Source organism: Claveliimonas bilis (genome assembly GCF_030296775.1).
GTDB classification, from domain to species: Bacteria; Bacillota; Clostridia; order Lachnospirales; family Lachnospiraceae; genus Claveliimonas; species Claveliimonas bilis.
Map to the genome: position 1 here is coordinate 919,243 of NZ_AP027742.1, position 21,375 is coordinate 940,617.

The 21,375-nt window shown below is 46.8% G+C and carries 19 protein-coding genes, 1 tRNA gene, 1 pseudogene and 1 riboswitch; of the genes and pseudogenes, 16 read left to right on the forward strand and 5 right to left on the reverse strand.

The features are described from left to right. Positions 1-290: 290 nt before the first annotated feature. From R2J37_RS04445 to R2J37_RS04465, 5 genes and pseudogenes are all read right to left on the reverse strand, one after another. Positions 291-364, reverse strand: a tRNA-Arg gene (locus tag R2J37_RS04445). 85 nt (positions 365-449) lie between these two features. Then, positions 450-2,237: an ABC transporter ATP-binding protein gene (locus R2J37_RS04450; protein ID WP_316266295.1), complete on the reverse strand. Its 1,788-nt coding sequence runs from the start codon at positions 2,235-2,237 to the stop codon at positions 450-452. Continuing rightward, positions 2,230-3,987 (reverse strand): ABC transporter ATP-binding protein, encoded by a 1,758-nt coding sequence (locus tag R2J37_RS04455; protein ID WP_316266296.1) that lies wholly within the window; start codon positions 3,985-3,987, stop codon positions 2,230-2,232. Before R2J37_RS04455 ends, R2J37_RS04450 begins: the two co-directional genes overlap by 8 nt. Beyond that, positions 3,984-5,114, reverse strand: coding sequence for a ketopantoate reductase family protein (locus R2J37_RS04460; RefSeq protein ID WP_316266297.1), 1,131 nt, complete (start codon positions 5,112-5,114; stop codon positions 3,984-3,986). The genes R2J37_RS04455 and R2J37_RS04460 overlap by 4 nt, the downstream gene beginning before the upstream one ends. Continuing rightward, positions 5,115-6,140 (reverse strand): annotated as a pseudogene (locus R2J37_RS04465) (magnesium transporter); the annotation flags it as partial. A 452-nt stretch (positions 6,141-6,592) separates the two neighbouring features. Here R2J37_RS04465 and R2J37_RS04470 point away from each other — a divergent pair. The 16 genes from R2J37_RS04470 (at position 6,593) to R2J37_RS04545 (ending at position 21,364) form a co-directional block, all read left to right on the forward strand. Next, complete coding sequence (locus R2J37_RS04470) at positions 6,593-7,273, forward strand: response regulator transcription factor (protein ID WP_316266987.1); 681 nt, start codon at positions 6,593-6,595, stop codon at positions 7,271-7,273. A gap of 95 nt (positions 7,274-7,368) precedes the next feature. Then, entirely contained in the window at positions 7,369-8,286 is a 918-nt protein-coding gene (locus tag R2J37_RS04475; RefSeq protein WP_230106917.1) for an ABC transporter ATP-binding protein, read from the forward strand. Further along, positions 8,279-9,145 carry an ABC transporter permease gene (locus tag R2J37_RS04480; RefSeq protein ID WP_230106916.1) on the forward strand — a complete coding sequence of 289 codons (867 nt, stop codon included), beginning with the start codon at positions 8,279-8,281 and terminating at the stop codon, positions 9,143-9,145. Before R2J37_RS04475 ends, R2J37_RS04480 begins: the two co-directional genes overlap by 8 nt. 50 nt (positions 9,146-9,195) lie before the next feature. Further along, the gene (locus R2J37_RS04485) at positions 9,196-10,113 is read left to right on the forward strand and encodes a sensor histidine kinase (RefSeq protein ID WP_230106915.1); all 918 of its coding nucleotides are present in this window, start codon (positions 9,196-9,198) and stop codon (positions 10,111-10,113) included. Between the two features lie 58 nt (positions 10,114-10,171). Then, positions 10,172-10,277, forward strand: a riboswitch (TPP riboswitch). A gap of 278 nt (positions 10,278-10,555) precedes the next feature. Then, entirely contained in the window at positions 10,556-10,753 is a 198-nt protein-coding gene (thiS, locus tag R2J37_RS04490; RefSeq protein ID WP_316266298.1) for a sulfur carrier protein ThiS, read from the forward strand. 25 nt (positions 10,754-10,778) lie between these two features. After that, the gene (gene thiF, locus R2J37_RS04495; RefSeq protein ID WP_316266299.1) at positions 10,779-11,405 is read left to right on the forward strand and encodes a sulfur carrier protein ThiS adenylyltransferase ThiF; all 627 of its coding nucleotides are present in this window, start codon (positions 10,779-10,781) and stop codon (positions 11,403-11,405) included. 88 nt (positions 11,406-11,493) lie between these two features. Beyond that, positions 11,494-12,270 carry a thiazole synthase gene (locus tag R2J37_RS04500; protein ID WP_256193357.1) on the forward strand — a complete coding sequence of 259 codons (777 nt, stop codon included), beginning with the start codon at positions 11,494-11,496 and terminating at the stop codon, positions 12,268-12,270. A gap of 12 nt (positions 12,271-12,282) precedes the next feature. Beyond that, a complete protein-coding gene (gene thiH, locus R2J37_RS04505; protein ID WP_230106911.1) occupies positions 12,283-13,491 on the forward strand; it encodes a 2-iminoacetate synthase ThiH in 1,209 nt (402 codons plus the stop codon). A 10-nt stretch (positions 13,492-13,501) separates the two neighbouring features. After that, entirely contained in the window at positions 13,502-14,095 is a 594-nt protein-coding gene (locus R2J37_RS04510) for a thiamine phosphate synthase (protein ID WP_230106910.1), read from the forward strand. Positions 14,096-14,220: 125 nt separating this feature from the next. Further along, entirely contained in the window at positions 14,221-14,496 is a 276-nt protein-coding gene (locus R2J37_RS04515) for an acylphosphatase (protein ID WP_230106909.1), read from the forward strand. A gap of 112 nt (positions 14,497-14,608) precedes the next feature. Next, on the forward strand, positions 14,609-16,105 hold the full coding sequence (gene glpK, locus R2J37_RS04520; RefSeq protein ID WP_316266300.1) for a glycerol kinase GlpK: 1,497 nt from the start codon (positions 14,609-14,611) through the stop codon (positions 16,103-16,105). 94 nt (positions 16,106-16,199) lie between these two features. Then, positions 16,200-17,438, forward strand: a complete 1,239-nt coding sequence (locus R2J37_RS04525) for a 6-phosphofructokinase (protein ID WP_256193353.1) — start codon at positions 16,200-16,202, stop codon at positions 17,436-17,438. Between the two features lie 120 nt (positions 17,439-17,558). After that, a complete protein-coding gene (locus tag R2J37_RS04530; protein ID WP_256193392.1) occupies positions 17,559-18,590 on the forward strand; it encodes an ABC transporter substrate-binding protein in 1,032 nt (343 codons plus the stop codon). Beyond that, positions 18,565-19,344 (forward strand): ABC transporter permease, encoded by a 780-nt coding sequence (locus R2J37_RS04535; protein WP_316266301.1) that lies wholly within the window; start codon positions 18,565-18,567, stop codon positions 19,342-19,344. The genes R2J37_RS04530 and R2J37_RS04535 overlap by 26 nt, the downstream gene beginning before the upstream one ends. Before the next feature lie 29 nt (positions 19,345-19,373). Beyond that, positions 19,374-19,961, forward strand: a complete 588-nt coding sequence (locus tag R2J37_RS04540) for an ATP-binding cassette domain-containing protein (protein ID WP_316266302.1) — start codon at positions 19,374-19,376, stop codon at positions 19,959-19,961. Between the two features lie 17 nt (positions 19,962-19,978). Then, complete coding sequence (locus tag R2J37_RS04545) at positions 19,979-21,364, forward strand: MATE family efflux transporter (RefSeq protein WP_316266303.1); 1,386 nt, start codon at positions 19,979-19,981, stop codon at positions 21,362-21,364. Positions 21,365-21,375: the final 11 nt, after the last annotated feature.

Sequence of the window (21,375 nt, forward strand, 5' to 3'; positions counted from 1 at the left end):
TTTCACCGTCCTTTATCAATATATAACAGAATTTATTATACTGCCTTAGCCTGCATTTTGGTAGCGTTTTTTCGCACAAAAAAAGGTCAGAGCGGGGAACTCTGACCGGAGGGGGAAATTATGAAAAAGAAAATTTATATTGTCAAAGGTTTTATCCTTTGAACAATTATAATATACCGCGTATTTGTGTTTAAAATGTGAATGTAATATTAAATATATGTGAAAAAAGGGAAAGCATTTTGTGAATGTTAAAAAGAAAAAGCACTGTAGTTTCTACAGTGCTTTAGGCGCGTGGGCGAGAGGATTCGAACCCCCGACCTTTTGGTCCGTAGCCAAACGCTCTATCCAGCTGAGCTACGCCCACATCTTTGCTGTAATCTCTCACAGCAAAAATAATTATATTATAAGATTACAGTAATGTCAACCGTTAATTTTGAAAAAATCTTTCTTTACGTATCTGCCGCAAACTGGCTGTTGTAGAGCTTCGCGTAGAAGCCGCCCTTTTCAAGAAGCTCCTGGTGAGTGCCCTGCTCCACAATATGTCCCTGATCCATGACGAGGATCACATCTGCGCTTTGGATGGTAGAGAGGCGGTGAGCTACAATGAAGCTGGTGCGCCCTTTCATCAAAGTTTCAAAAGCGCGCTGGATCCGGATTTCTGTCATCGTATCGATGGAAGAAGTCGCCTCATCTAAGATCAGCATTGGCGGCAGACAGAGCATGATACGCGCAATGCAAAGCAGCTGCTTCTGCCCCTGAGAAAGATTTTCTCCTCCTTCGCTGATGACCGTATCATATCCTTCCGGCATACGCATGATAAAGCTGTGGGCATGTGCCTTTTTGGCAGCGGCAATGATTTCTTCCATGGAGGCGTCAGGCTTTCCGTAGGCAATGTTGTCCCGGATGGAAGCGGATTTCAGCCACGTTTCCTGAAGCACCATTCCATAACTTGTCCGAAGGGAATGGCGGGTGAGCCGGCGGATATCATGCCCGTCTACCTCGATGGATCCCGACTGCACATCATAGAAGCGCATCAGAAGATTGATGACAGTTGTCTTTCCGCATCCGGTAGGTCCTACGATCGCAATACGCTGACCGGGACGCACGGAAAGGTTCAGGTCCCGTATCAGAGGTTTTTCCGGTACGTAGGAGAAATCCACGTGACTGATTTTAATCTCACCTTTAGGATCATGAAGTGCGGCAGCGTCTTCCGGTTCTTTCGGCGCATCCGGCTCGTCTATCAGCTCAAAGACACGACCGGCTGAGGCGAGAGAATTTTGAAATTCTGTCATAACGCTTGTGATGTCATTAAAGGGTTTTGTGTACTGGTTTGTGTAACTTAAAAAGCTGGACAGCTGTCCAGCAGTCAGCATGCCGTGAATCGTTCCGAAACATCCGGCAATGGTGACGCCCGCATAGATGCAGGAGTACATAAACCGGGTGGCCGGATTGGTAATAGAGGAGAAGAAAGTGGCTTTCAGCGAATAGCCGGAAAGCCGTTCATTGATCTCATCAAATGTTTTCTGTGCCTCATCCTGGTGGCCGAAAGCCTGGACAACCTTGATCCCGCCCAGCATTTCATTGGTAAATCCGGTCAGCTCTCCGCGGGTCTGGGACTGTTTTTGGAACATGGCAAAAGATTTCCTGGATATGAAATTTGCCAGCAGGAAGGACAGGGGGCTTAGAACGATCACCACAAGCGCAATGAAAGGATTGATGGCAAGCATAAAGCAGATGGTTCCCGCAATGGTTGCAACCCCTGTAAAAAGCTGGGTAAATCCAAGCAAAAGACCGTCAGAAAACTGATCGATATCTGTAATAATACGGCTGATCAGATCTCCGGAAGAATGGCGGTCCACATAGGAAAGAGGCAGTTTTTGCAGCTTTTCAAATGCCTGCACGCGCAGGTCTTTTACAATATGATAGGTAATTTTGTTGTTGATGTGATTCATGATCCACTGACCGGCGCTGGTAAGGATAACGGAAATCATGATAGAAGAAATGACGGCCAGGAGGGCGTCAAAATCCACAGCTCCTTTTCCGGCAATGGCGTCCACGCCCCGCCCCGTAAGAATGGGGACATAGAGAGTCAAAGCAACGGTAAAAGCGGAAAGCAGCAAAGACAGGATAACATATCCCAGGTAAGGGCGGATATGGCGGAGGATCCGCTTCAGCGTCTGTCTGTTTTTCGATTTTTGGTCCGGAGCGTTGTCCGTAGATGAAATTTTTTCAGACATTGGCACCTGCCTCCTTTCCGGAAAGCTGTGAAGCACAGATTTCCTGATAAATTTCATTGGAATCCAAAAGTTCCCGGTGTGTGCCGCATCCGGCGATCCGGCCGTCATCCATAACCAGAATGCGGTCCGCATTTTTAACAGCAGATACTCGCTGGGAAATAATAAATACAGTGGTATTTCCGGTATTTTCCCGGATTGCTTTCCGAAGCCTTGCATCTGTGGCAAAATCAAGAGCGGAAGCGCTGTCGTCCAGAATAAGGATTGAAGGAGCTCCCACCAGTGCCCGGGCGATGGTAAGGCGCTGCTTCTGACCGCCGGATAAGTTGCTCCCCTGCTGCTGGATCATAAGATCCAGTCCTTCCTTTTTGGCATCCACAAACTCCCGGGCCTGGGCGATGGTAAGAGCCTGATAGATTTCTGTATCAGAGGCATCTTTTTTTCCCCACTGCATGTTTTCTCTTAAGGAGCCGGAGAATACGGCAGCCTTCTGGGGAACAATTCCGATATGTTTTCGGATGGAGGCCGGGGCGAAGGAGCGGATGTCTTGTCCAAAAAGGCGGATCGTCCCTGCGGAACATTCATAAAATCGCGGGATCAGACTGGCAAGTGTGGACTTGCCGGAACCTGTTCCGCCGATAATGCCGATGGTTTCCCCGGGCATGGCCTGGAAACTTAGATCTTTCAAAGCTGCACTTTTCGATCCGGCATAGGAGAAGCTCACATGTTCAAATTCTACAGCAGCGCAGTTTGCCCCAGCACAGTTTACCCCGGGGTCGGGTGCGAAAACTTCTCCTTCTTTTGGAATGGAGGTCTGTACGTCAAACAGGGCGTTTACACGGCCAAGACTTGCCAGAGATCTGGACAAAAGAATGATCAGATTAGCAAGCTTAATGAGTTCGGTTAAGATTTGTGACATATAGTTGATGAGGGCAATAACCTGTCCCTGGGTAAGGCTTCCTTCGTTTACCTGTATGCCTCCAAAGTAAAGGACAGCAATAATCCCCAAATTAATAATGACATAAGTAAGAGGATTTAAAAGCGCTGATATTTTTCCTACAAAGATCTGTTTTCCGTACAGCTGGTCTGTCTCCTGGCGGAAATGTTCCATTTCTTCTTTTTGTCTGCCGAATGCGCGGACCACCCGGATGCCAAGGAGATTTTCTCTGGTGGACAAAAGAACCCGGTCCAGCTGTTTCTGTACCGCTTTATAAAGGGGCATGCTTGCCAGCAAAATGATAAATACAACGATCAAAAGAGCCGGAATGGTAACAGCGAAAGGGCGGGCCGCTTTTACGTCTACTGTAAACGCCATCACCATTGCTCCCAGTACTACAAAAGGAGAGCGCAGAAAAAGCCGGAGAAACATGTTGACGCCGTTTTGCACCTGATTGACATCGCCTGTCATCCGGTTGATCAAGGTAGAAGTGCCGATGGCGTCAATTTCCTGGTAGGACAAGGTATTAATATGAGCGAAAAGGTCACTGCGCATAGCCATTCCGGCGCTGATAGCGGATTTGGCAGCAAAATACTGGGCTGTCAGGGAAAAGGAGAACCCGATGATTCCAAGGAGGATCAAAAGACCGCCCATTTTCCACAGATATGCCCCATTATTTCCGGCAATTCCTACGTCAATCATCTGTGCCACAACAAGAGGGACGAACAATTCAAACGTAGCTTCCAGCATTTTGAAAAGAGGTGCCAGTATTGTGATCACAGGATGTTTTTTCAGATAACCCAGCAGCCGTTTCATTTTGTTCCCGCCTTTCCATCTTTATGGCAGATTTCACCCAGCTGTCCGTACATGCGCTCGGATACCGGAGCCGGGATATGAAGCCGTTTTGATTCTTTTACAATATAGCCGCTGAAGGTTTCAAGCTCTGTCTGGCGGCCTGCATTTACATCTCTTTGCAGAGAGCTGGTGGCATTATCAGCCAGTTCATAATAGAAGCGGTGAAGGATCGCATCCCGGTGTTTGGGTTCTACATGTATTCCCTTTGCAAGAGCCACCTGGTAGGCTTCCTCTACCAGAGCTTCATATTCGGCCGCTTTTTTCGGATCGGATCTGAGCTGTCCGATGGTATTGTCATAGAGGGCCGTTTCTACATTGTAAGCGCAGTTCAGGATATATTTTTTCCAGATTTCAGCCTGGATATCCCGATCAGCTTCGCAGTCAATGCCGGCGCCGTTTAAAAGCCTGGAAACGGAAAGGATGATCTCCCACTGTGCTTCAGAGGCATTTTGAATCCCCACATGGAGATTGGCAAACTGATCCTGCTGAGTGACGGAGAAATCCGCATTGGCAAATGCGACAATGTAAATGAGAGAATCGATCACCGTTCCATGAGATAAATATCCTCTGACCCTGTCTGCCGGGTCAGCCCCGTTCATTACGGGGACAATGACTGTGTGATCGCCGACGCAGTTTTTCATGGAAAGACAGGCGTCCTGCAGGGAATAATTTTTGACACAGATGAAAATGTAATCCTGTATCTCCAGATCTTCAGCAGATTCCACTGTTTTTTCCGGATGAACGATACGCTCTCCACGGTAATCACTGTGGAGGATTAGACCATGTTCATCAATGGCCTTCTTCCGTGCGCCTCTGGCAACAAAGGAGACATGGGGATAAGTATCGGCAAGCAGAGCGCCTATGTAGCCGCCCACTCCGCCAAGACCGACCACGGCAATTTTTTTATTCTCGAATAAACTCATATAGATTCCTTCTTTCTCCAGATTTTCCGGACAAGAGGCTTCTATATATGATATAGACCCTTCGTCCGGAGATTTATATGACAAAATTATAGCATACTGACAAATGATGGCAACCGGAAAATCATAGCTGTATCGGCTCTTTCCTGCTTTCAAAGCCTGAAACATTTATATGAAATGTCTCCATTGAATCAGGAAGAGCCATGACAGTCCGTAATAAGTGACGACGGCTACCAGATCATTGACGGTTGTAATGAGCGGGCCTGACGCTATTGCAGGATCCACTTTGATTTTATGAAAAAACAGCGGAATCAGCGTTCCGACCAGGCTTGATATGGCCATAGACACCAATAATGCCGTACCGACACATCCGGATATCATCAATGCATGAAAAAAGCGGTAATTCTTAAAGAAATAAATATATATTCCAAGGAAAAATAAAGACAGAAATCCAAGCAGGATACCATTCCCCAATCCGATTTTTAATTCCTTTATAACAAGGGAAAGCTTATCCTTTCCGTCCATTTCCTCATCCATAAGAACCCTTATCGTTACTGCCAGAGACTGTGTTCCCACATTCCCGGCCATATCTAAAATTAATGATTGGAAACAAATAATAATGGGCAGTACCGCAACAATATTTTCAAAAACTCCGACCACTGTAGAAACGCCCATACCCAAAAACAATAGGATAATGAGCCATGGAAGGCGCTTTTTCATACTTTCTTTTGTTGTCTCTTTTAAATCTTCTTCTTTCGTTAAGCCGCCAAGTTTTGCATAGTCGTCGCTCATTTCATCATCTATAACTTCGAGCATATCCCGAGATGTTAAGATGCCGAGTATTTTTCCTTCACTGGTTAATACGGGAAGAGAATCTTGTCCATAATCTTTGATCTTTTCTATATTCTCCGATATATTTTCATGATCGAGAAGATAAGGGTAGGATCGGGTGATAATGTTGTCCAGAGAATCGTATTTTCTGGCAGCAATCAGATCTTTCAGATCAATCGCACCATAAAATCGGTCGTTTTGATCGACTACATAGATGGTTGAAATATTATCATGCTTCCCTGCCTCTTTGATCAGTTCCCGCATTGCCTGGCGGACAGACAATTCCCGGGATATTTTAATATAATTTGTTGTAATCAGGCTGCCGATTTCTTCGATGTTGTAAGAATTGATTGAGCGAATGTCCGTTAAGATATTTTTTCTTTTCAAATTAAGCCTCCTATCTCCCAAAAAAGGGCATAAAAAATCCATCACAGCTAAATGCTGCACAAACACATATGGTTGTGAGATTCTCTGACGATGGAAAAGGCTTAAATATATTACAAAAGGGCATAAATACAGACACTTGAAATATAATTCAAGTCGTTCCCATCGCTGTATGCACGTTGACCTTGATTATCACAACTGTCCATATATTTTGCCTCCTTTACCGTAAAAGTTTGTTTATTATAGCATTTAAAAGCCTTAATGTAAAGTTTTTATAACGCATCTTCGGCCTATCCATATATGGCCAGTCAATGCGCCGGTTGACTTTCCTGGTGGGAAGTGGCACAATTGCTATCGTAATATTAACTCGGAGAGAAGACCTCAAAAGCAGAGGATTTTGAGGAGTGGACATGAAAGGAGAAGTCGCGGAAATGGAGCGTATTCTTATCATAGATGACGATACAAATATTAACAATCTTCTGAAAGAAGCACTGGAAAAGGCAGGGTATGAGTGCAGCCAGGCATTTTCCGGAACAGAGGCCCGTCTTCTTATGAAAATGGAAGACTATGATCTGGTGCTACTGGATCTGATGCTGCCCGGTATTCCGGGGGAGAAGGTGCTTGAAGAGATCAGGGGGAAGGGAGACACTCCCGTGATTGTTCTCACCGCAAGGGATATGCTGGATGATAAGATCGATCTGCTTAAAAGCGGGGCGGATGATTACATTACAAAGCCTTTTGAAATCCGTGAAGTTCTGGCCCGCATAGAAGTGCAGCTTCGGAGAAAAGGACCAAAGGAAGGGGCGGAGGAACGGAAGATCGTCTATAAAGACATGACCCTTGACAAGGATACCTTTACGGTGACAGCGGGAGGATGTGAGCTTCCCCGCCTTACCAGACAGGAGTTTGCTATTTTAGAGCTGCTTCTTTCTCATCCGAAGAAGGTGTACAGTAAGGAGGAAATTTTTGAATATGCATGGCAGGAGCCCTATGTGGGTGAGACAAAGACATTGGATGTCCATATCAGCAATATACGCAAAAAACTGAAAGGCGTGTCTGATACAGAGTACATTGAGACGATCTGGGGGATCGGATACCGCATTTGCCAGTAATCTTTACCTTTTCTTTAGTATTTATTTGCGAAGGATTAAAGGAAGAAGTTTAGACTGTAGCCTGTAAATAAAAAAGAAAAGGAGTGAAAGAGACGGTGAGTGAATTGTTACTTAGCACCAGCGCCCTGACAAAGCAGTTCGGAAGGCATAAGGCGGTCGATCAGGTGAGCATGCATATAAAGCGAGGAGCTATTTACGGATTTATCGGAAGGAACGGAGCCGGAAAGACAACGACTCTTAGAATGATCGGCGGACTTGCTTCACCGACGGCAGGAGAGATCGAGATGTTCGGCTGCAGAGGAAGGGAGCTGAAACAGATCCGTTCCAGAGTGGGATGTCTGATCGAGGGTCCGGGACTTTATGGAAATATGACAGCCCGGGATAATATGAAAATGAAATGCCTTCTCCTGGGAGTACAGAAGAAGGGATATATTGAAGAGCTTCTTGAGGTTGTGGGACTGAAGGATGTAGGGAAAAAACATGTGAAGAGGTATTCGCTTGGTATGAAGCAGAGGCTTGGGATTGCTATGGCTCTCATCGGCGAGCCGGATCTTCTGGTGCTGGATGAGCCCATCAACGGTCTGGATCCCCAGGGGATTGCGGAGGTAAGAGAAACTATCCTGCGGCTGAACAAAGAGAGAAATATGACGATCCTCATATCCAGTCATATTTTGGAGGAATTGTCCAAGATCGCCACGGATTACGGGATCATTCATCAGGGAACCCTTCTGCAGGAGATCACAGATGAGGAGCTGCGGGAAAGATGCAGCGAGCGGCTGGAGATTACTCTCTCGTCACCGGAACTTGCCATTCCGGTACTGGACCGGCTGGGGATACGCCGGTACCAGGTGATGGACAAAGAGCATATATACGTGTTTGAGCGGCTGGATGAGAGCGCCCGGCTTAACATGGAATTTGCAAAAGCAGGCATTCCCGTGAAAGGACTTGCTGTGACAAATGAAGAGCTGGAAACCTATTTTCTCAATCTGACAGGAGGGAATGCACATGCTTAATATGATAAAAATGGAAGTATACCGGATGTTTCACACAAAGAGCGCTTATATCATCATGCTTGTGATGGTGTTTTGTGTGCTGTTTACCAATTATATGAGTTTTGATGAATACAATGCAGAGACAGAGGCCATGAAGACAGCGCCGGTAAATGCAGAGGTCAGCTACACAGATTCCCAAGGAGGGGAGAACGAGACGCCGAATCTTGGGCTGACGGTGACTCTTCCCACAACGCCTGGAGAAAGGGTAACAGTATATGATCTGTTTTTTGCTAACGTGCAGGGGAAATTTATTGCGCTTTTTATTGCGATCTTTACTGTTATTTTTTCCAATGCAGACTTAAACAGCGGATTTGTAAAGAATACAGCCGGTCAGGTAAGGAACCGGTTCGGGCTTGTGGCGGCCAAGACAGTGGCAGTCGTCCTCTATACCATACTGACTCTGGTTATTTTTACAATACTGGAAGTGATAAGTGCAAGAGTGCTTTTCGGATATCTGGAATGGGGAAATGTGGGAGAGTTCCTTTCTTACTTTGGCATTCAGGCAGTTCTCCACTGTGCATTTATGATCGTTCTGACAGCAGTCAGCGTGATCTTAAGAAGCAATGTGCTCAGTATGCTGCTGGGTGTATGTCTGTGCATGAATCTTACCATGATGCTTTACGGAATGGTGAACCTTCTGATCCAAAAGCTGGGATTTGAAAGTTTTGACTTTATGGCTCACACGGTAACCGGGAAGATCAGTATGATCCCTATGGAAATGAGCGGCGCGGATGTACGTTCGGCACTTATCATAGCAGCGGCCTTCACAGTGTGCGCCCTTGCTCTTGCAGGCACAGTATTTCAGAAAAGAGACGTTTAGGAGCTTGAAGGGTTTTTTAAGAGCATCCCGTCAGGCGGAAGGAGAAAAAGATGATCGTTATAATCGTTATTGTCCTGCTTATTATACTTATCATGATCCTGGCAGGTATGCTCTGGAAATATCAGCGGCAGATGAAAGACATCTGCCGCCAGATCGCGTTTTTGAGAGAACATGACAGCAACATGATGGTAACGACGCAGATCCGTTTCGGCGGGATAGAGGAGCTGGCGGAAAAGCTGAATGAGCTGCTCCTGGAAAGGCGGGAGAGGAAGAAGGAATCGGATAAAAAGGAGGAAGAGATTGCTGAAGTATATACCAGTCTGTCCCATGATATCCGTACTCCGCTGACTTCACTGGACGGTTATTTCCAGCTTTTGGAGGAGAGTAAAGACGAGGAAGAGAAGCAGAGATATCTTCAGGTCATACAGGAGAGGATCAGGAGCCTGAAAGATATGCTGGAAGAGCTTTTTACTTATACGAAGCTGCAAAGCGGAGGATACCAGATGGAGCTGGAGCGGTGCCGCCTGGGCCGCATATTAAAAGAAACGATTTTTTCCTATTATGAAGAGTGGATGGCATTGGGTATACAGCCGGAGATCTACATCACGGAAGAAGAGCTGGAAATGGAAGGAAATGTTCCGGCGCTGAAACGGGTGATCCAGAATCTGATAAAAAACGGTCTGGATCATGGGCGTAATAAAATCCGTATCCGCCTGGAACGCCGTCAGGAAAGTGCGGTCCTTTCTTTTGAAAATATGGTGGATGGAGCGGAAAAAATAGAGGTTGAACATGTTTTTGACCGCTTTTATAAAGCAGATGAGGCAAGGAGCCGCAGCTCTACCGGGCTCGGTCTTTCCATTGCAAAGGAACTGACAGAACGAATGGGAGGAACCATAGAGGCAGGAATCCAGGATGGATGGTTTATTGTAGAAATCCGTTTTCCGATCCAGGAGAGCAGGAGCTTCTGACTTCGCACATTTGCCAGGCTGGGTATTGACATTGGAGAAGGAAAGTTTTAATATAAAACATGTGAAAACGGGGAGCTTGTATACAGGCTGAGAGGAAGCGGAGAAGCTTCGACCCGAAACCTGATTTGGATAATGCCAACGTAGGGAAATACATTGTTTCAGTGCGGGAAAGGGCAAAGATCCATTTCCCGTTTTTTTATTCAACTAGGAAACTTTGATTCCTGTCACAAAATAATATTGCCAGACATAGAGTGAGCCAAAGGTTCATGAAGGGGTGCACCACCGCGGGTGTATTCTTTCGTGAACCTTTTTTTATTTAGCAGGGAACTTCGTTCCCCATTAAATAAACGCTCCGCGGGATGCGCACTCGCGCGAAGTGGAAATTTGTTCCTTGTATAGGAACAGTTTCTCCTCTATATCGAGGCAGGAAAGGAGAAGGAGAATGATTCGGATAAATGGCCAAGAAGAGCTGCATTTGGAAGGAAAGACGCTCAAGGAATATCTGGAAGAGAAAGGATACCGCATGGAGCGCATTGCAGTAGAACGAAACGGAGAGATCATCCCCAAGACTTCCTATCAGGACATTATCCTACAGGATGGAGATGTGCTGGAAGTCGTAAGTTTTGTAGGAGGGGGCTAAATTTACAGGAAAGGAAATCCGCAGGATGATAACAAAGCAAGAAATAGAAAAGGCCCTGGAGGAAAGGCACAGCTCCGGAATCCAGGAGAGTTTGAGAAAAGCCAGGGTGGCGGTCGCAGGGCTTGGAGGGCTTGGCTCTAATATTGCAGTCAGTCTTGCCCGGATCGGTGTAGGACATCTGCACCTGATCGATTTTGACCGTGTGGACATTACCAACTTAAATCGGCAGCAGTATTTTATCAGCCAGATCGGAATGTACAAAACGGACGCCATAAGAGAAAATCTGCAGAGGATCAATCCATATCTTGATATCCGTACAGAATGTATCAAAATACAGGAGGAAAATGTCCGGGAATTGTTTCAGGAGGATGATTATATCTGTGAGGCTTTTGATGTGCCGGAATATAAAGCGATGCTTGTCAATTCTGCGCTGGAATATTTTCCGGGGAAATATCTGGTGGCGGCAAGCGGCATGGCAGGATTTGGGGACAGCAATAAAATACGCACCAGAAGAATTACGGACCATTTTTATCTGTGCGGCGACGAGACATCCACGGCAGAGGAGGTGCCGGGACTGATGGCGCCCCGGGTGGCGCTGTGTGCGGCTCATCAGGCAAATATGATCGTGAGGCTGATCCTGGAAAAATCATAAGGGAAAAGTATACCGTATATGTTCTTGTACACCGACGCTAACGAAAGGAAATAGAAAAAATAAGAATAACAGCAGGGAGGAAAGAAAGATGAATACAGAAAAAGATACATGGAAGTTGGGGGATCACGAATTTACATCCAGATTTATTTTAGGATCCGGAAAGTATTCTCTGGATCTGATACAGGCGGCTGTGGAAAACGCCGGAGCGCAGATCGTGACCATGGCTCTTCGGAGAGCAAATGAGGGCGGACTTGCCAATATTTTAGATTATATACCGGAAGGAATAACTATACTGCCAAATACTTCGGGGGCAAGGAACGCCGAGGAGGCAGTGAGGATCGCCAGGCTGGCCCGGGAAGTCTGCGGCAGTGAATTTGTGAAGATTGAGATCATGCGCGACAGCAAATATCTGCTGCCGGATAATTACGAGACAGTCCGGGCAACGGAAATTCTGGCAAAAGAAGGATTTGTGGTGATGCCTTATATGTATCCGGATCTCAATGCGGCCAGAGATATGGCGGATGCGGGAGCAGCCTGCATTATGCCTCTGGGAGCGCCTATCGGCTCCAATAAAGGGCTTTGCACAAAGGAATTTATCCAGATTCTTATTGATGAGATCGACCTGCCTGTTATCGTAGACGCAGGGATCGGAAGGCCGTCCCAGGCATGTGAGGCCATGGAGATGGGAGCAGCGGCTGTCATGGCAAATACGGCCATCGCATCTTCCGGCGATGTAAAGGCAATGGCGGGAGCTATGGGGCTTGCCGTGCAGGCAGGACGGGCCGCTTATCTTGCGGGAATGGGACAGACCATGGCAAGGGGCGGAAGCGCTTCTTCCCCGCTGACAGGATATTTGAGAGACTAGGAGGGGAAAGAGATGGAAAAGATCAACGAAAGTATTTTAAGTGACGAGATCAAAGAGCACCAAAAAGAACATCGGATCGATCATATGACTTATCTGCCGGATATGGAACAGATTCCGTCGGATATGCTGGAGCAGGTGCTGGCGGAAACGAAAGCCTATGACTATGATTCTTTTACAGAAAGTGACGTCAGAAACGCCCTCGCAAAGGAAAGAAGGACGCTTAAGGATTTTCAGGCGCTTCTTTCTCCGGCGGCCCTTCCCCTTCTGGAGGAGATGGCAAGGAAGGCCCAGGCAGAGACACAGAAATATTTCGGAAATTCTGTCAGTATGTTTACTCCGGTCTATATAGCAAACTACTGTGAAAATTACTGTATTTACTGCGGCTTTAACTGCCATAATCATATTCGCAGGGCACAGCTGAATGAAGAAGAGATCCGCCGGGAATTTGCGGCCATTGCAAAGACCGGACTTCAGGAGATCCTGATCCTTACCGGGGAGAGCCGGAAAAAATCCACAGTAGAATACATTGGAAAAGCAGTGGAAATGGCAAGAGAATATTTTAAAGTCATCGGGCTGGAAATCTATCCTGTGAATACGGACGAATACGCTTATCTGCACAAGTGCGGAGCGGACTATGTGACAGTTTTTCAGGAGACTTACAATCCGGATAAATATGAAACGCTTCATCTGGCCGGACATAAGCGAATTTTCCCATATCGGTTTTATGCTCAGGAAAGAGCGCTGATGGGAGGAATGCGAGGAGTGGGACTCTCAGCGCTGCTGGGGTTGGACGACTTCAGGAAGGACGCTTTTGCCACGGGAATGCACGCTTATCTTTTACAGAAAAAATATCCCCATGCAGAGATTGCGTTCTCATGTCCGAGACTTCGCCCGATCATCAACAATGACAGGATCAATCCTATGGATGTTCACGAAAGACAGCTCCTTCAGGTGATCTGCGCCTACAGGCTGTTTATGCCTTTTGCAGGGATTACCGTGTCCAGCCGGGAGTGCGCGAGAGTGAGGGATAATCTGATGCAGATCGCAGCCACTAAAATTTCTGCCGGGGTGAGTACCGGAATCGGAGAACACGGGGAGGAAGTCCAGGATAAAGGGGATGAGCAGTTCGAGATTTCCGACGACCGGTCTGTGGAGGAAATCTATGGAGCTTTGCGGGAACATCACCTGCAGCCCGTTATGGCGGACGCCATTTATGTGTAGGAGGCAGCCCATGTGCAGAAAGACAGAGAGGGAAAACTGGGAACATGTGATCGCAGTGACAAACCGGAAACTGACCGCGCGCCCCTACATGGAGCAGATAGAAAGAATCTGTCTGAAAAGACCGGAAGCAGTGCTCGTCCGGGAAAAAGATCTAAGCGAGGAGGAATACGGACGGCTGGCGTCAGAAGTTTATGCTATATGCAAAAGGTATGAGGTCCCCTGCATTTACCATACGTTTGTACAGGCAGCCAGGGAAGCAGGGGCGGCAGCAATCCATCTTCCGCTGCCTCTTCTAAGAAAACATGGCGGAAAGAAAGGACTGCCGGAATTTCCGGTCATTGGCGCATCTGTCCACTCTTTGGAGGAGGCAAAAGAAGCAGAACTGCTGGGCGTTTCCTATCTGACCGCAGGGCATATTTACCAGACGGACTGTAAAAAGGATTTAAAGCCCAGGGGGCTGGGATTTTTAAGAGAAGTGTGCCAGTCTGTCAGCGTACCTGTCTATGCCATCGGAGGAATACACATGGGAAGCGGGCAGATGGAGGAAGTGATGCAGGCCGGCGCGGCAGGCGGGTGTGTTATGTCCGGGGCAATGCGGGTGTAAAGCAAAGCGTCTTTGGACAGTGAGAATCTTTTAATAGTGTGGACCGCTTTTGGGCAGTGATACTTGCCAGACATACGAAAAAGAATTAAAATGAAGAGCAGAAGACAATTCGGAGGGAAAACGGTATGGCAGAGGTGCGTAAAAGGATTCATTTTCAGGGATTAGTACAGGGTGTGGGCTTCCGATATAAGGCGAAATATCTGGCAAAATCCATGGGACTTACCGGCTGGGTAAGAAATGAGATGGATGGGACTGTTACTCTGGAAATACAGGGGCGTCCCCAACTGGTAGATAAGCTTTTATACGGACTAAGCCATGACAGCTTTATCCGGATCGACTGGATGGATACCAAAGATCTTCCACTGGAAGAAGATGAGAAAAGTTTCCGGGTACGGATGTAGGAAATATGCAAAAAAACCCACCGTAAAACGCAGTTTGACCCACCGTTTCATGCAATCTGACACGTAACACTTTTTAACTTTACTACGTGTCGAATAGAAGAAGGGAGAAGCTATGGCGAAGTATGTAATGGCACTGGATGCGGGCACAACGAGCAACCGCTGTATTTTATTTGAAAAAGAGGGCAGGATCTGCAGCATGGCCCAAAAGGAGTTTACCCAGTATTTTCCGAAGCCCGGCTGGGTGGAGCATGATGCAGACGAGATCTGGTCCAGCCAGCTTGGAGTAGCAGTGGAAGCCATGAGCAAGATCGGAGCGGAGGCTTCGGACATTGCGGTGATCGGAATTACGAACCAGCGGGAAACAGTGATCGTATGGGACAAGATAACAGGAGAACCCATATGCCGGGCCATTGTCTGGCAGTGCAGACGGACAGCAAAGTTCTGCGATAAGCTGATCGCGGACGGCTGGGAGGAAAAGATCCGGCAGAAAACGGGATTGAAGATTGATGCTTATTTTTCCGCCACCAAGATCAAATGGATCCTGGATCATGTGGAAGGAGCCAGGGAAAAAGCGGAAAAAGGCCGGCTTTTATTCGGAACAGTAGAGACGTGGCTGATCTGGAAGCTGACAAAGGGGAAGATCCATGTCACCGATTATTCCAATGCTTCCAGAACCATGCTTTTTAATATCAACACCCTGCAGTGGGATGAAGAGATTTTGGCTCTTCTGGACATTCCGGCATCCATGCTGCCTAAGGTGAAACCGTCAAGCTATATTTACGGGGAGACAGATCCTTCTTATTTCGGAGGACGTATCCTCATTGGAGGTGCAGCCGGAGACCAGCAGTCGGCTCTGTTCGGACAGACCTGTTTTCAGCCGGGAGAGGCCAAAAATACATATGGGACGGGCGGGTTCCTTTTAATGAATACAGGAGAAAGCCCGGTATTTTCCGACAATGGACTTTTGACAACCATTGCCTGGGGGCTGGATGGAAGAATAAACTATGCCCTGGAAGGCTCGATCTTTGTGGCGGGCGCAGCGATCCAGTGGCTGCGGGATGAGATGAGGCTCATTGATTCAGCTGAGGATTCGGAGTATATGGCCGGAAAAGTGGAGGACACAAACGGATGTTATGTTGTGCCGGCCTTTACAGGACTGGGGGCGCCTCACTGGGATCCGTACGCAAGGGGAACCATTGTGGGAATTACAAGAGGCGTCAATAAATACCACATTATCCGTGCAACTTTGGAATCCCTTGCCTATCAGGTCAATGATGTGCTGAAAGCCATGGAGGCAGATTCCGGCATTACCTTAAGCGCTCTGAAAGTAGACGGCGGAGCCAGTGCAAATAACTTCCTTATGCAGGTGCAGGCAGACTTAAGCGGGGCGCCGGTAAACAGGCCGAAATGCGTAGAGACAACAGCGATGGGAGCAGCCTACCTGGCAGGGCTGGCAGCAGGCTTTTGGAGCAGTCAGGAGGAAATCCGGGAAAAATGGGCGTCAGACCGGGTATTTACTCCTCAGATTTCTGCAGAGCAAAGAGAAGAAAAACTGAAAGGCTGGAAAAGAGCAGTGCGGTATTCTTATGGCTGGGCAAAAGAGGATTGATTGTTAAAATACACAAATATAAATTGTTTTTGTGGACAAATATGTTGAAATATACTAAAATAGGTTTATTGAGGTATAGGACGGAGGTAAAATTATGAGACGAAATGTAATCGTAGGACAATCAGGAGGACCTACAGCGGCAATCAATTCCAGTCTTGCAGGAGTATATCGTACAGCGAAAGACAGAGGAGCCAACAAAGTGTACGGCATGCTCCACGGTGTACAGGGACTCCTTCAGGAGAGATATCTGGATCTTTCCGAATATATTACGACAGAACTTGACGCAGAGCTTTTAAAGAGGACACCGGCAGCGTTCCTTGGATCCTGCAGATATAAACTCCCGGAGATCCATGAAGACAGAGCGGTATATGAAAAAATCTTTGGAATATTGGATAAGCTGGATATCGAAGCCTTTATTTATATCGGAGGAAACGACTCCATGGATACGATCAAAAAGCTGTCCGATTATGCTATTGTGACAGGACATCCGACCCGTTTCATCGGCTGCCCGAAAACAATTGACAATGACCTTGCCCTGACAGACCATACGCCGGGTTACGGAAGTGCGGCAAAATATATTGGCACTTCTGTAAAAGAGATCATCCGGGACAGTTTCTGTCTGGAATATAGTAAAGGGCTGGTAAGTATTGTAGAAATTATGGGAAGAAATGCAGGCTGGCTGACTGGAGCGGCGGCGCTTTCCAAAGGAGAGGACTGCGAGGGACCGGATCTGATCTATCTGCCGGAGCTTCCTTTTGACCTGCAGTCATTCAGCGCAAAGGTAAAAGAGCTGCTTTCCCAGAAACCGTCTGTTGTAGTTGCAGTTTCAGAAGGAATCCGCACCGAAGACGGAACTTATGTATGTGAGCTTGGAAACAGTGTTGACTTTGTAGATGCGTTTGGTCATAAGCAGCTGTCCGGAACAGCGTCCTATCTTGCCAACTTTATTGCCGGTGAGATCGGATGTAAGACAAGGGCAATTGAACTTAGCACGCTTCAGCGTTCTGCTTCCCACGCAGCGTCCAGAGTGGATATCCTGGAAGCATATCAGGTGGGTGGTGCTGCAGTAAAGGCTGCAGATGAAGGAGATTCAGGAAAAATGGTAGTGCTCCAGAGACTGTCTGATGATCCGTACCAGTGCGGAACAGAAGTAAAGGATGTTCATAAGATTGCCAACGATGAAAAACTCGTTCCAAGAGAATGGGTAAATGCAGAGGGAACAGGCGTGACAGATGAGTTTGTCGCTTATGTTCGTCCGCTGATCCAGGGTGATGTATCACCGGTTATGGTAGACGGAATCCCAAGACATTTGTTCCGGCCATATAATCTGTAAAATAGAAAGACCAATGAGAGTTCCGCTTGCGGAACTCTTTTTGTCCCTTTACAAATATTCGGAAAAAGGGATATAATAGCGTCGATACGATGAGGGAGAAGGAGGAGACGGATCATGAAAATGAAAAAAGCAGCAGCGGCCTTTCTGGCATTGACAATGACGGCCAGTATGCTGGCAGGCTGTGGAAATAATACAGAGGCCACACAGACAACAGAGGAAACGAAGCAGGAGACGGAAGCCGAACCGGTAGATGTCAATGTTACGGCTCTGAAAGGTCCCACTGCCATGGGAATGGTAAGGATGATGGACGAGTCTGACAAAGGAGAGATTGATACAGAAAACTATCATTTTAATATTGCCGCATCCATTGATGAGGTGACTCCTGCAATTTCACAGGGGAAAACCGATATTGCCGCAGTCCCGGCGAATGTAGCATCTGTGCTTTATAACAAAACGGAAGGCGATGTAAAGGTGCTTGCGATCAATACGCTGGGCGTTCTTTATATTGTAGAAAATGGAGATTCGATTCAATCTGCGGCAGATCTGAAAGGAAAGACGATCTATGCCAGCGGAAAGGGAGCCACTCCCGAATATGCGCTGAATTATATTCTGGAACAAAATGGAATTGATCCTGCGGCAGATGTGACGATTGAGTGGAAAAGCGAACATTCCGAATGTGTGGCAGCTCTTGCCCAGGATGCAGCAGGGATCGCAATGCTTCCACAGCCCTTTGTCACGACAGCTATGGCCAAGAATCCGAATCTGAAGGTGGCATTAGATCTGACAGAAGAGTGGGATAAACTTCAGGGAGAAGAAGAGGAGCAAAGTGCACTTCTTACCGGAGTCGTTGTGGTGCGCAGCGAGTTTGCCAAGGAGCATCCGGAAGCTGTTGCTGATTTTATGGAGCGTTATGAGACTTCCGTAGAGTATGTAAATGAAAATACAAAGGAAGCAGCACAGCTTGTAGGACAGTATGAGATTGTAACTGCTGATGTGGCCGAAAAAGCGCTTCCTGAATGTAATATCACTTATATAGACGGAGATGAAATGAAGGAGAAACTCTCCGGATATCTGTCCGTTTTACTGGAACAGAATCCGGAGTCTGTAGGAGGAAAACTGCCGAACGATGACTTCTACTACACAGAAGAATAAGAATAAAGGAAAAATAAAAATATGGGCAGTAGCCGTATGGCTTGTAATCTGGCAGGCCGTGAGTATGTGGATCGGACAGGAGATACTTCTGGTGTCTCCTGTCACTGTTCTGTCTGCCCTTGTAAAACTGGCGGCAAAAAGTGAATTTTGGCTGTCCATTGCATCCTCGCTGCTTCGGATCATGGGCGGATTTCTGCTGGCGGTTGTGACAGGGACCGGTCTGGCAGCCCTTGCAGCAGTGTCACGGAGAGTCCGGGAATTTCTGGAACCGTTTATTGTGACAGTGAAATCTATCCCGGTAGCTTCATTTGTGATTCTTGTGCTGATCTGGGTATCTTCGCGCAATCTTTCTGTTGTCATTTCCTTTTTAATGGTATTTCCTATTATTTATACCAATGTTCTGGACGGGATCAGCCACATGGATGTTCAGCTGAAAGAAATGGCAGATGTATTTCAGATTCCTGCCATGCAAAGAGTGCGGTGGATCTATCTTTCACAGATCATGCCCTTTTTCCGGACAGGGTGCTCTCTGGGGCTGGGACTATGCTGGAAGGCAGGAGTGGCGGCGGAAGTGATCGGTATTCCCCAAAACTCCATCGGAGAGAATCTGTATAACGCAAAAATCTATCTGGATACAGCGGAACTCTTTGCATGGACTATAGTGATCATCTGTATCAGTGTGTTCTTTGAAAAGGGGTTTTTAAAACTGATCGATGTCCTTGTGAAATATTTGAACAGTATGGATAAAAGGTAATCCGTATGCAGAAGGAGAAAACAAAGCAGATGAAAAAAACAGCAGTAAAAGTGACAGGACTTGGAAAACGTTATGGAAGCAATCAGGTGCTGAAGGAATTTTCCATGGAAGCAGAGCGGGGAAAAATAACCTGCATTATGGGAAGATCAGGCTGCGGAAAAACAACCCTCCTTAGGATCATGATGGGATTAGAGACAGCAGACGAGGGAGAATGCCGGGGGATGGGAGGTTTAAGAAAAAGCGCTGTCTTTCAGGAGGACAGGCTGTGTGAAAATTTAAGTGTGCTGGCAAATATTCGCCTTGTCTGTCCGGAAAAGACGAGAGAAGAAATCCTGCGGGAAATGAGGGCAGTAGATCTAACCGGAAGTGAAGATCAGATGGTCAGCCAGCTGTCGGGAGGAATGAAACGAAGGGTGGCAATCCTGCGTGCCCTTCTTGCGCCCTATGACATCCTGTTTCTGGATGAGCCTTTTAGGGGACTGGATAAGGAGACAGAGCAGAAAGTAATAGAATATACAAAAGAGAAATGTACAGGACGAACGGTGATCTTTGTGACTCATAAAGAGGAGGAAGCCCGGAGGATCGGAGCTGTACAGATTATAAAAATGAAAGAATAAAGATAAGGAATGAGACAATGACAAAACAAGAGAACCCATTGGGATACGAAAAAATATCAAAACTTCTAAGAGGATTTGCGATTCCAAGCATTATCGCCATGGTAGTGAGTTCGCTTTACAATATCGTGGATCAGATCTTTATCGGGCAGGGGGTCGGATATCTCGGAAACGCGGCAACAAATGTTTCCTACCCTCTTACGACCATTTGTCTTGCCATTGCCCTTTTGATCGGAATTGGAAGTGCATCCCGCTTTTCCCTTCATCTGGGAGCCGGAGAGAAGGAAGACGCAGCTCGGGTGGTAGGGAACGGAATCAGTATGATGGTTGTTTTTGGCATCATATATGCTATAGTAATTGAGATTTTTCTGGATCCTCTCCTGACTGTGTTTGGAGCCACCGCGGAGATTATGCCCTATGCGAAAGAATATACGCGGATTATCGCACTTGGCATGCCTTTTTTGATCGTGACGAATGGCATGAGCAATTTGGCAAGGGCTGACGGAAGTCCCAAATATTCCATGACGTGTATGCTGATCGGTGCGGTTATCAATACGATCCTTGACCCGATCTTTATTTTTGTTTTTCATCTGGGAGTTGCAGGGGCAGCCTGGGCGACGATCATCGGCCAGTTCTGTTCATTTATTGCAGCAGTTTTGTATATCCGGAAATTCAAAAGTGTGGAAATCAAAGGAAAAGACATACGGCTGATTCCGAAGGAGTGTGGAAAAACAGCATCTCTTGGAATGAGCAACAGTTTAAATCAGCTGGCTATTACTTTTGTTCAGATTGTGCTGAATAATTCTCTGACCTTCTATGGGGCAGATTCGGCTTACGGCATGGAAATTCCTTTGGCTGCCTGTGGGATTGTAATGAAGACAAACGCGATCCTTCTTGCTTTTGTGATCGGAATCTCTCAGGGGTCGCAGCCCATTATCGGTTTCAATTATGGGGCGAAACAGTACGACAGGGTGCGGCAGACATACAAGCTGGCGATCGGAGCCAATCTGGCCATATCAGCAGTTGGATTTATCCTGTTTCAATTCTTCCCCTATCAGATCATTTCTCTTTTTGGAACGGGAGATCAATTGTATTTTGAATTTGCAGTGCGGTTTATGAGGATTTTCCTTTTTATGGTAATTGCCAATGGAGTCCAGGTTATTTCATCTAATTTCTTTTCAGCCATTGGGAAACCGGTAAAAGGTCTTGTACTGTCTATGACAAGGCAGGTCATTTTTCTGATTCCTTTCATTCTGATCCTTCCGCTGTTTATGGGGCTTGACGGAATCCTGTATGCCGGACCGGCAGCAGATACCATTGCTTTTATTACAACTGTTATACTGATCCGGCGGGAAATGCAACAGATGAAAAAACTTCAGCAGCAGAATCTTGAAACGGATCATTAGAAAAATGAAAA

What these genes read in the sequence shown, in the direction of transcription:
- R2J37_RS04450 (WP_316266295.1), bottom strand. Translation starts at nt 2,237, where the DNA reads ATGTCTGAAAAAATTTCATCTACGGACAACGCTCCGGACCAAAAATCG.
- R2J37_RS04455 (WP_316266296.1), bottom strand. Translation starts at nt 3,987, where the DNA reads ATGAAACGGCTGCTGGGTTATCTGAAAAAACATCCTGTGATCACAATA.
- R2J37_RS04460 (WP_316266297.1), bottom strand. Translation starts at nt 5,114, where the DNA reads ATGTTTCAGGCTTTGAAAGCAGGAAAGAGCCGATACAGCTATGATTTT.
- R2J37_RS04470 (WP_316266987.1), top strand. Translation starts at nt 6,593, where the DNA reads ATGGAGCGTATTCTTATCATAGATGACGATACAAATATTAACAATCTT.
- R2J37_RS04480 (WP_230106916.1), top strand. Translation starts at nt 8,279, where the DNA reads ATGCTTAATATGATAAAAATGGAAGTATACCGGATGTTTCACACAAAG.
- R2J37_RS04485 (WP_230106915.1), top strand. Translation starts at nt 9,196, where the DNA reads ATGATCGTTATAATCGTTATTGTCCTGCTTATTATACTTATCATGATC.
- thiS (WP_316266298.1), top strand. Translation starts at nt 10,556, where the DNA reads ATGATTCGGATAAATGGCCAAGAAGAGCTGCATTTGGAAGGAAAGACG.
- thiF (WP_316266299.1), top strand. Translation starts at nt 10,779, where the DNA reads ATGATAACAAAGCAAGAAATAGAAAAGGCCCTGGAGGAAAGGCACAGC.
- R2J37_RS04500 (WP_256193357.1), top strand. Translation starts at nt 11,494, where the DNA reads ATGAATACAGAAAAAGATACATGGAAGTTGGGGGATCACGAATTTACA.
- thiH (WP_230106911.1), top strand. Translation starts at nt 12,283, where the DNA reads ATGGAAAAGATCAACGAAAGTATTTTAAGTGACGAGATCAAAGAGCAC.
- R2J37_RS04510 (WP_230106910.1), top strand. Translation starts at nt 13,502, where the DNA reads ATGTGCAGAAAGACAGAGAGGGAAAACTGGGAACATGTGATCGCAGTG.
- R2J37_RS04515 (WP_230106909.1), top strand. Translation starts at nt 14,221, where the DNA reads ATGGCAGAGGTGCGTAAAAGGATTCATTTTCAGGGATTAGTACAGGGT.
- glpK (WP_316266300.1), top strand. Translation starts at nt 14,609, where the DNA reads ATGGCGAAGTATGTAATGGCACTGGATGCGGGCACAACGAGCAACCGC.
- R2J37_RS04525 (WP_256193353.1), top strand. Translation starts at nt 16,200, where the DNA reads ATGAGACGAAATGTAATCGTAGGACAATCAGGAGGACCTACAGCGGCA.
- R2J37_RS04530 (WP_256193392.1), top strand. Translation starts at nt 17,559, where the DNA reads ATGAAAAAAGCAGCAGCGGCCTTTCTGGCATTGACAATGACGGCCAGT.
- R2J37_RS04535 (WP_316266301.1), top strand. Translation starts at nt 18,565, where the DNA reads ATGACTTCTACTACACAGAAGAATAAGAATAAAGGAAAAATAAAAATA.
- R2J37_RS04540 (WP_316266302.1), top strand. Translation starts at nt 19,374, where the DNA reads ATGAAAAAAACAGCAGTAAAAGTGACAGGACTTGGAAAACGTTATGGA.
- R2J37_RS04545 (WP_316266303.1), top strand. Translation starts at nt 19,979, where the DNA reads ATGACAAAACAAGAGAACCCATTGGGATACGAAAAAATATCAAAACTT.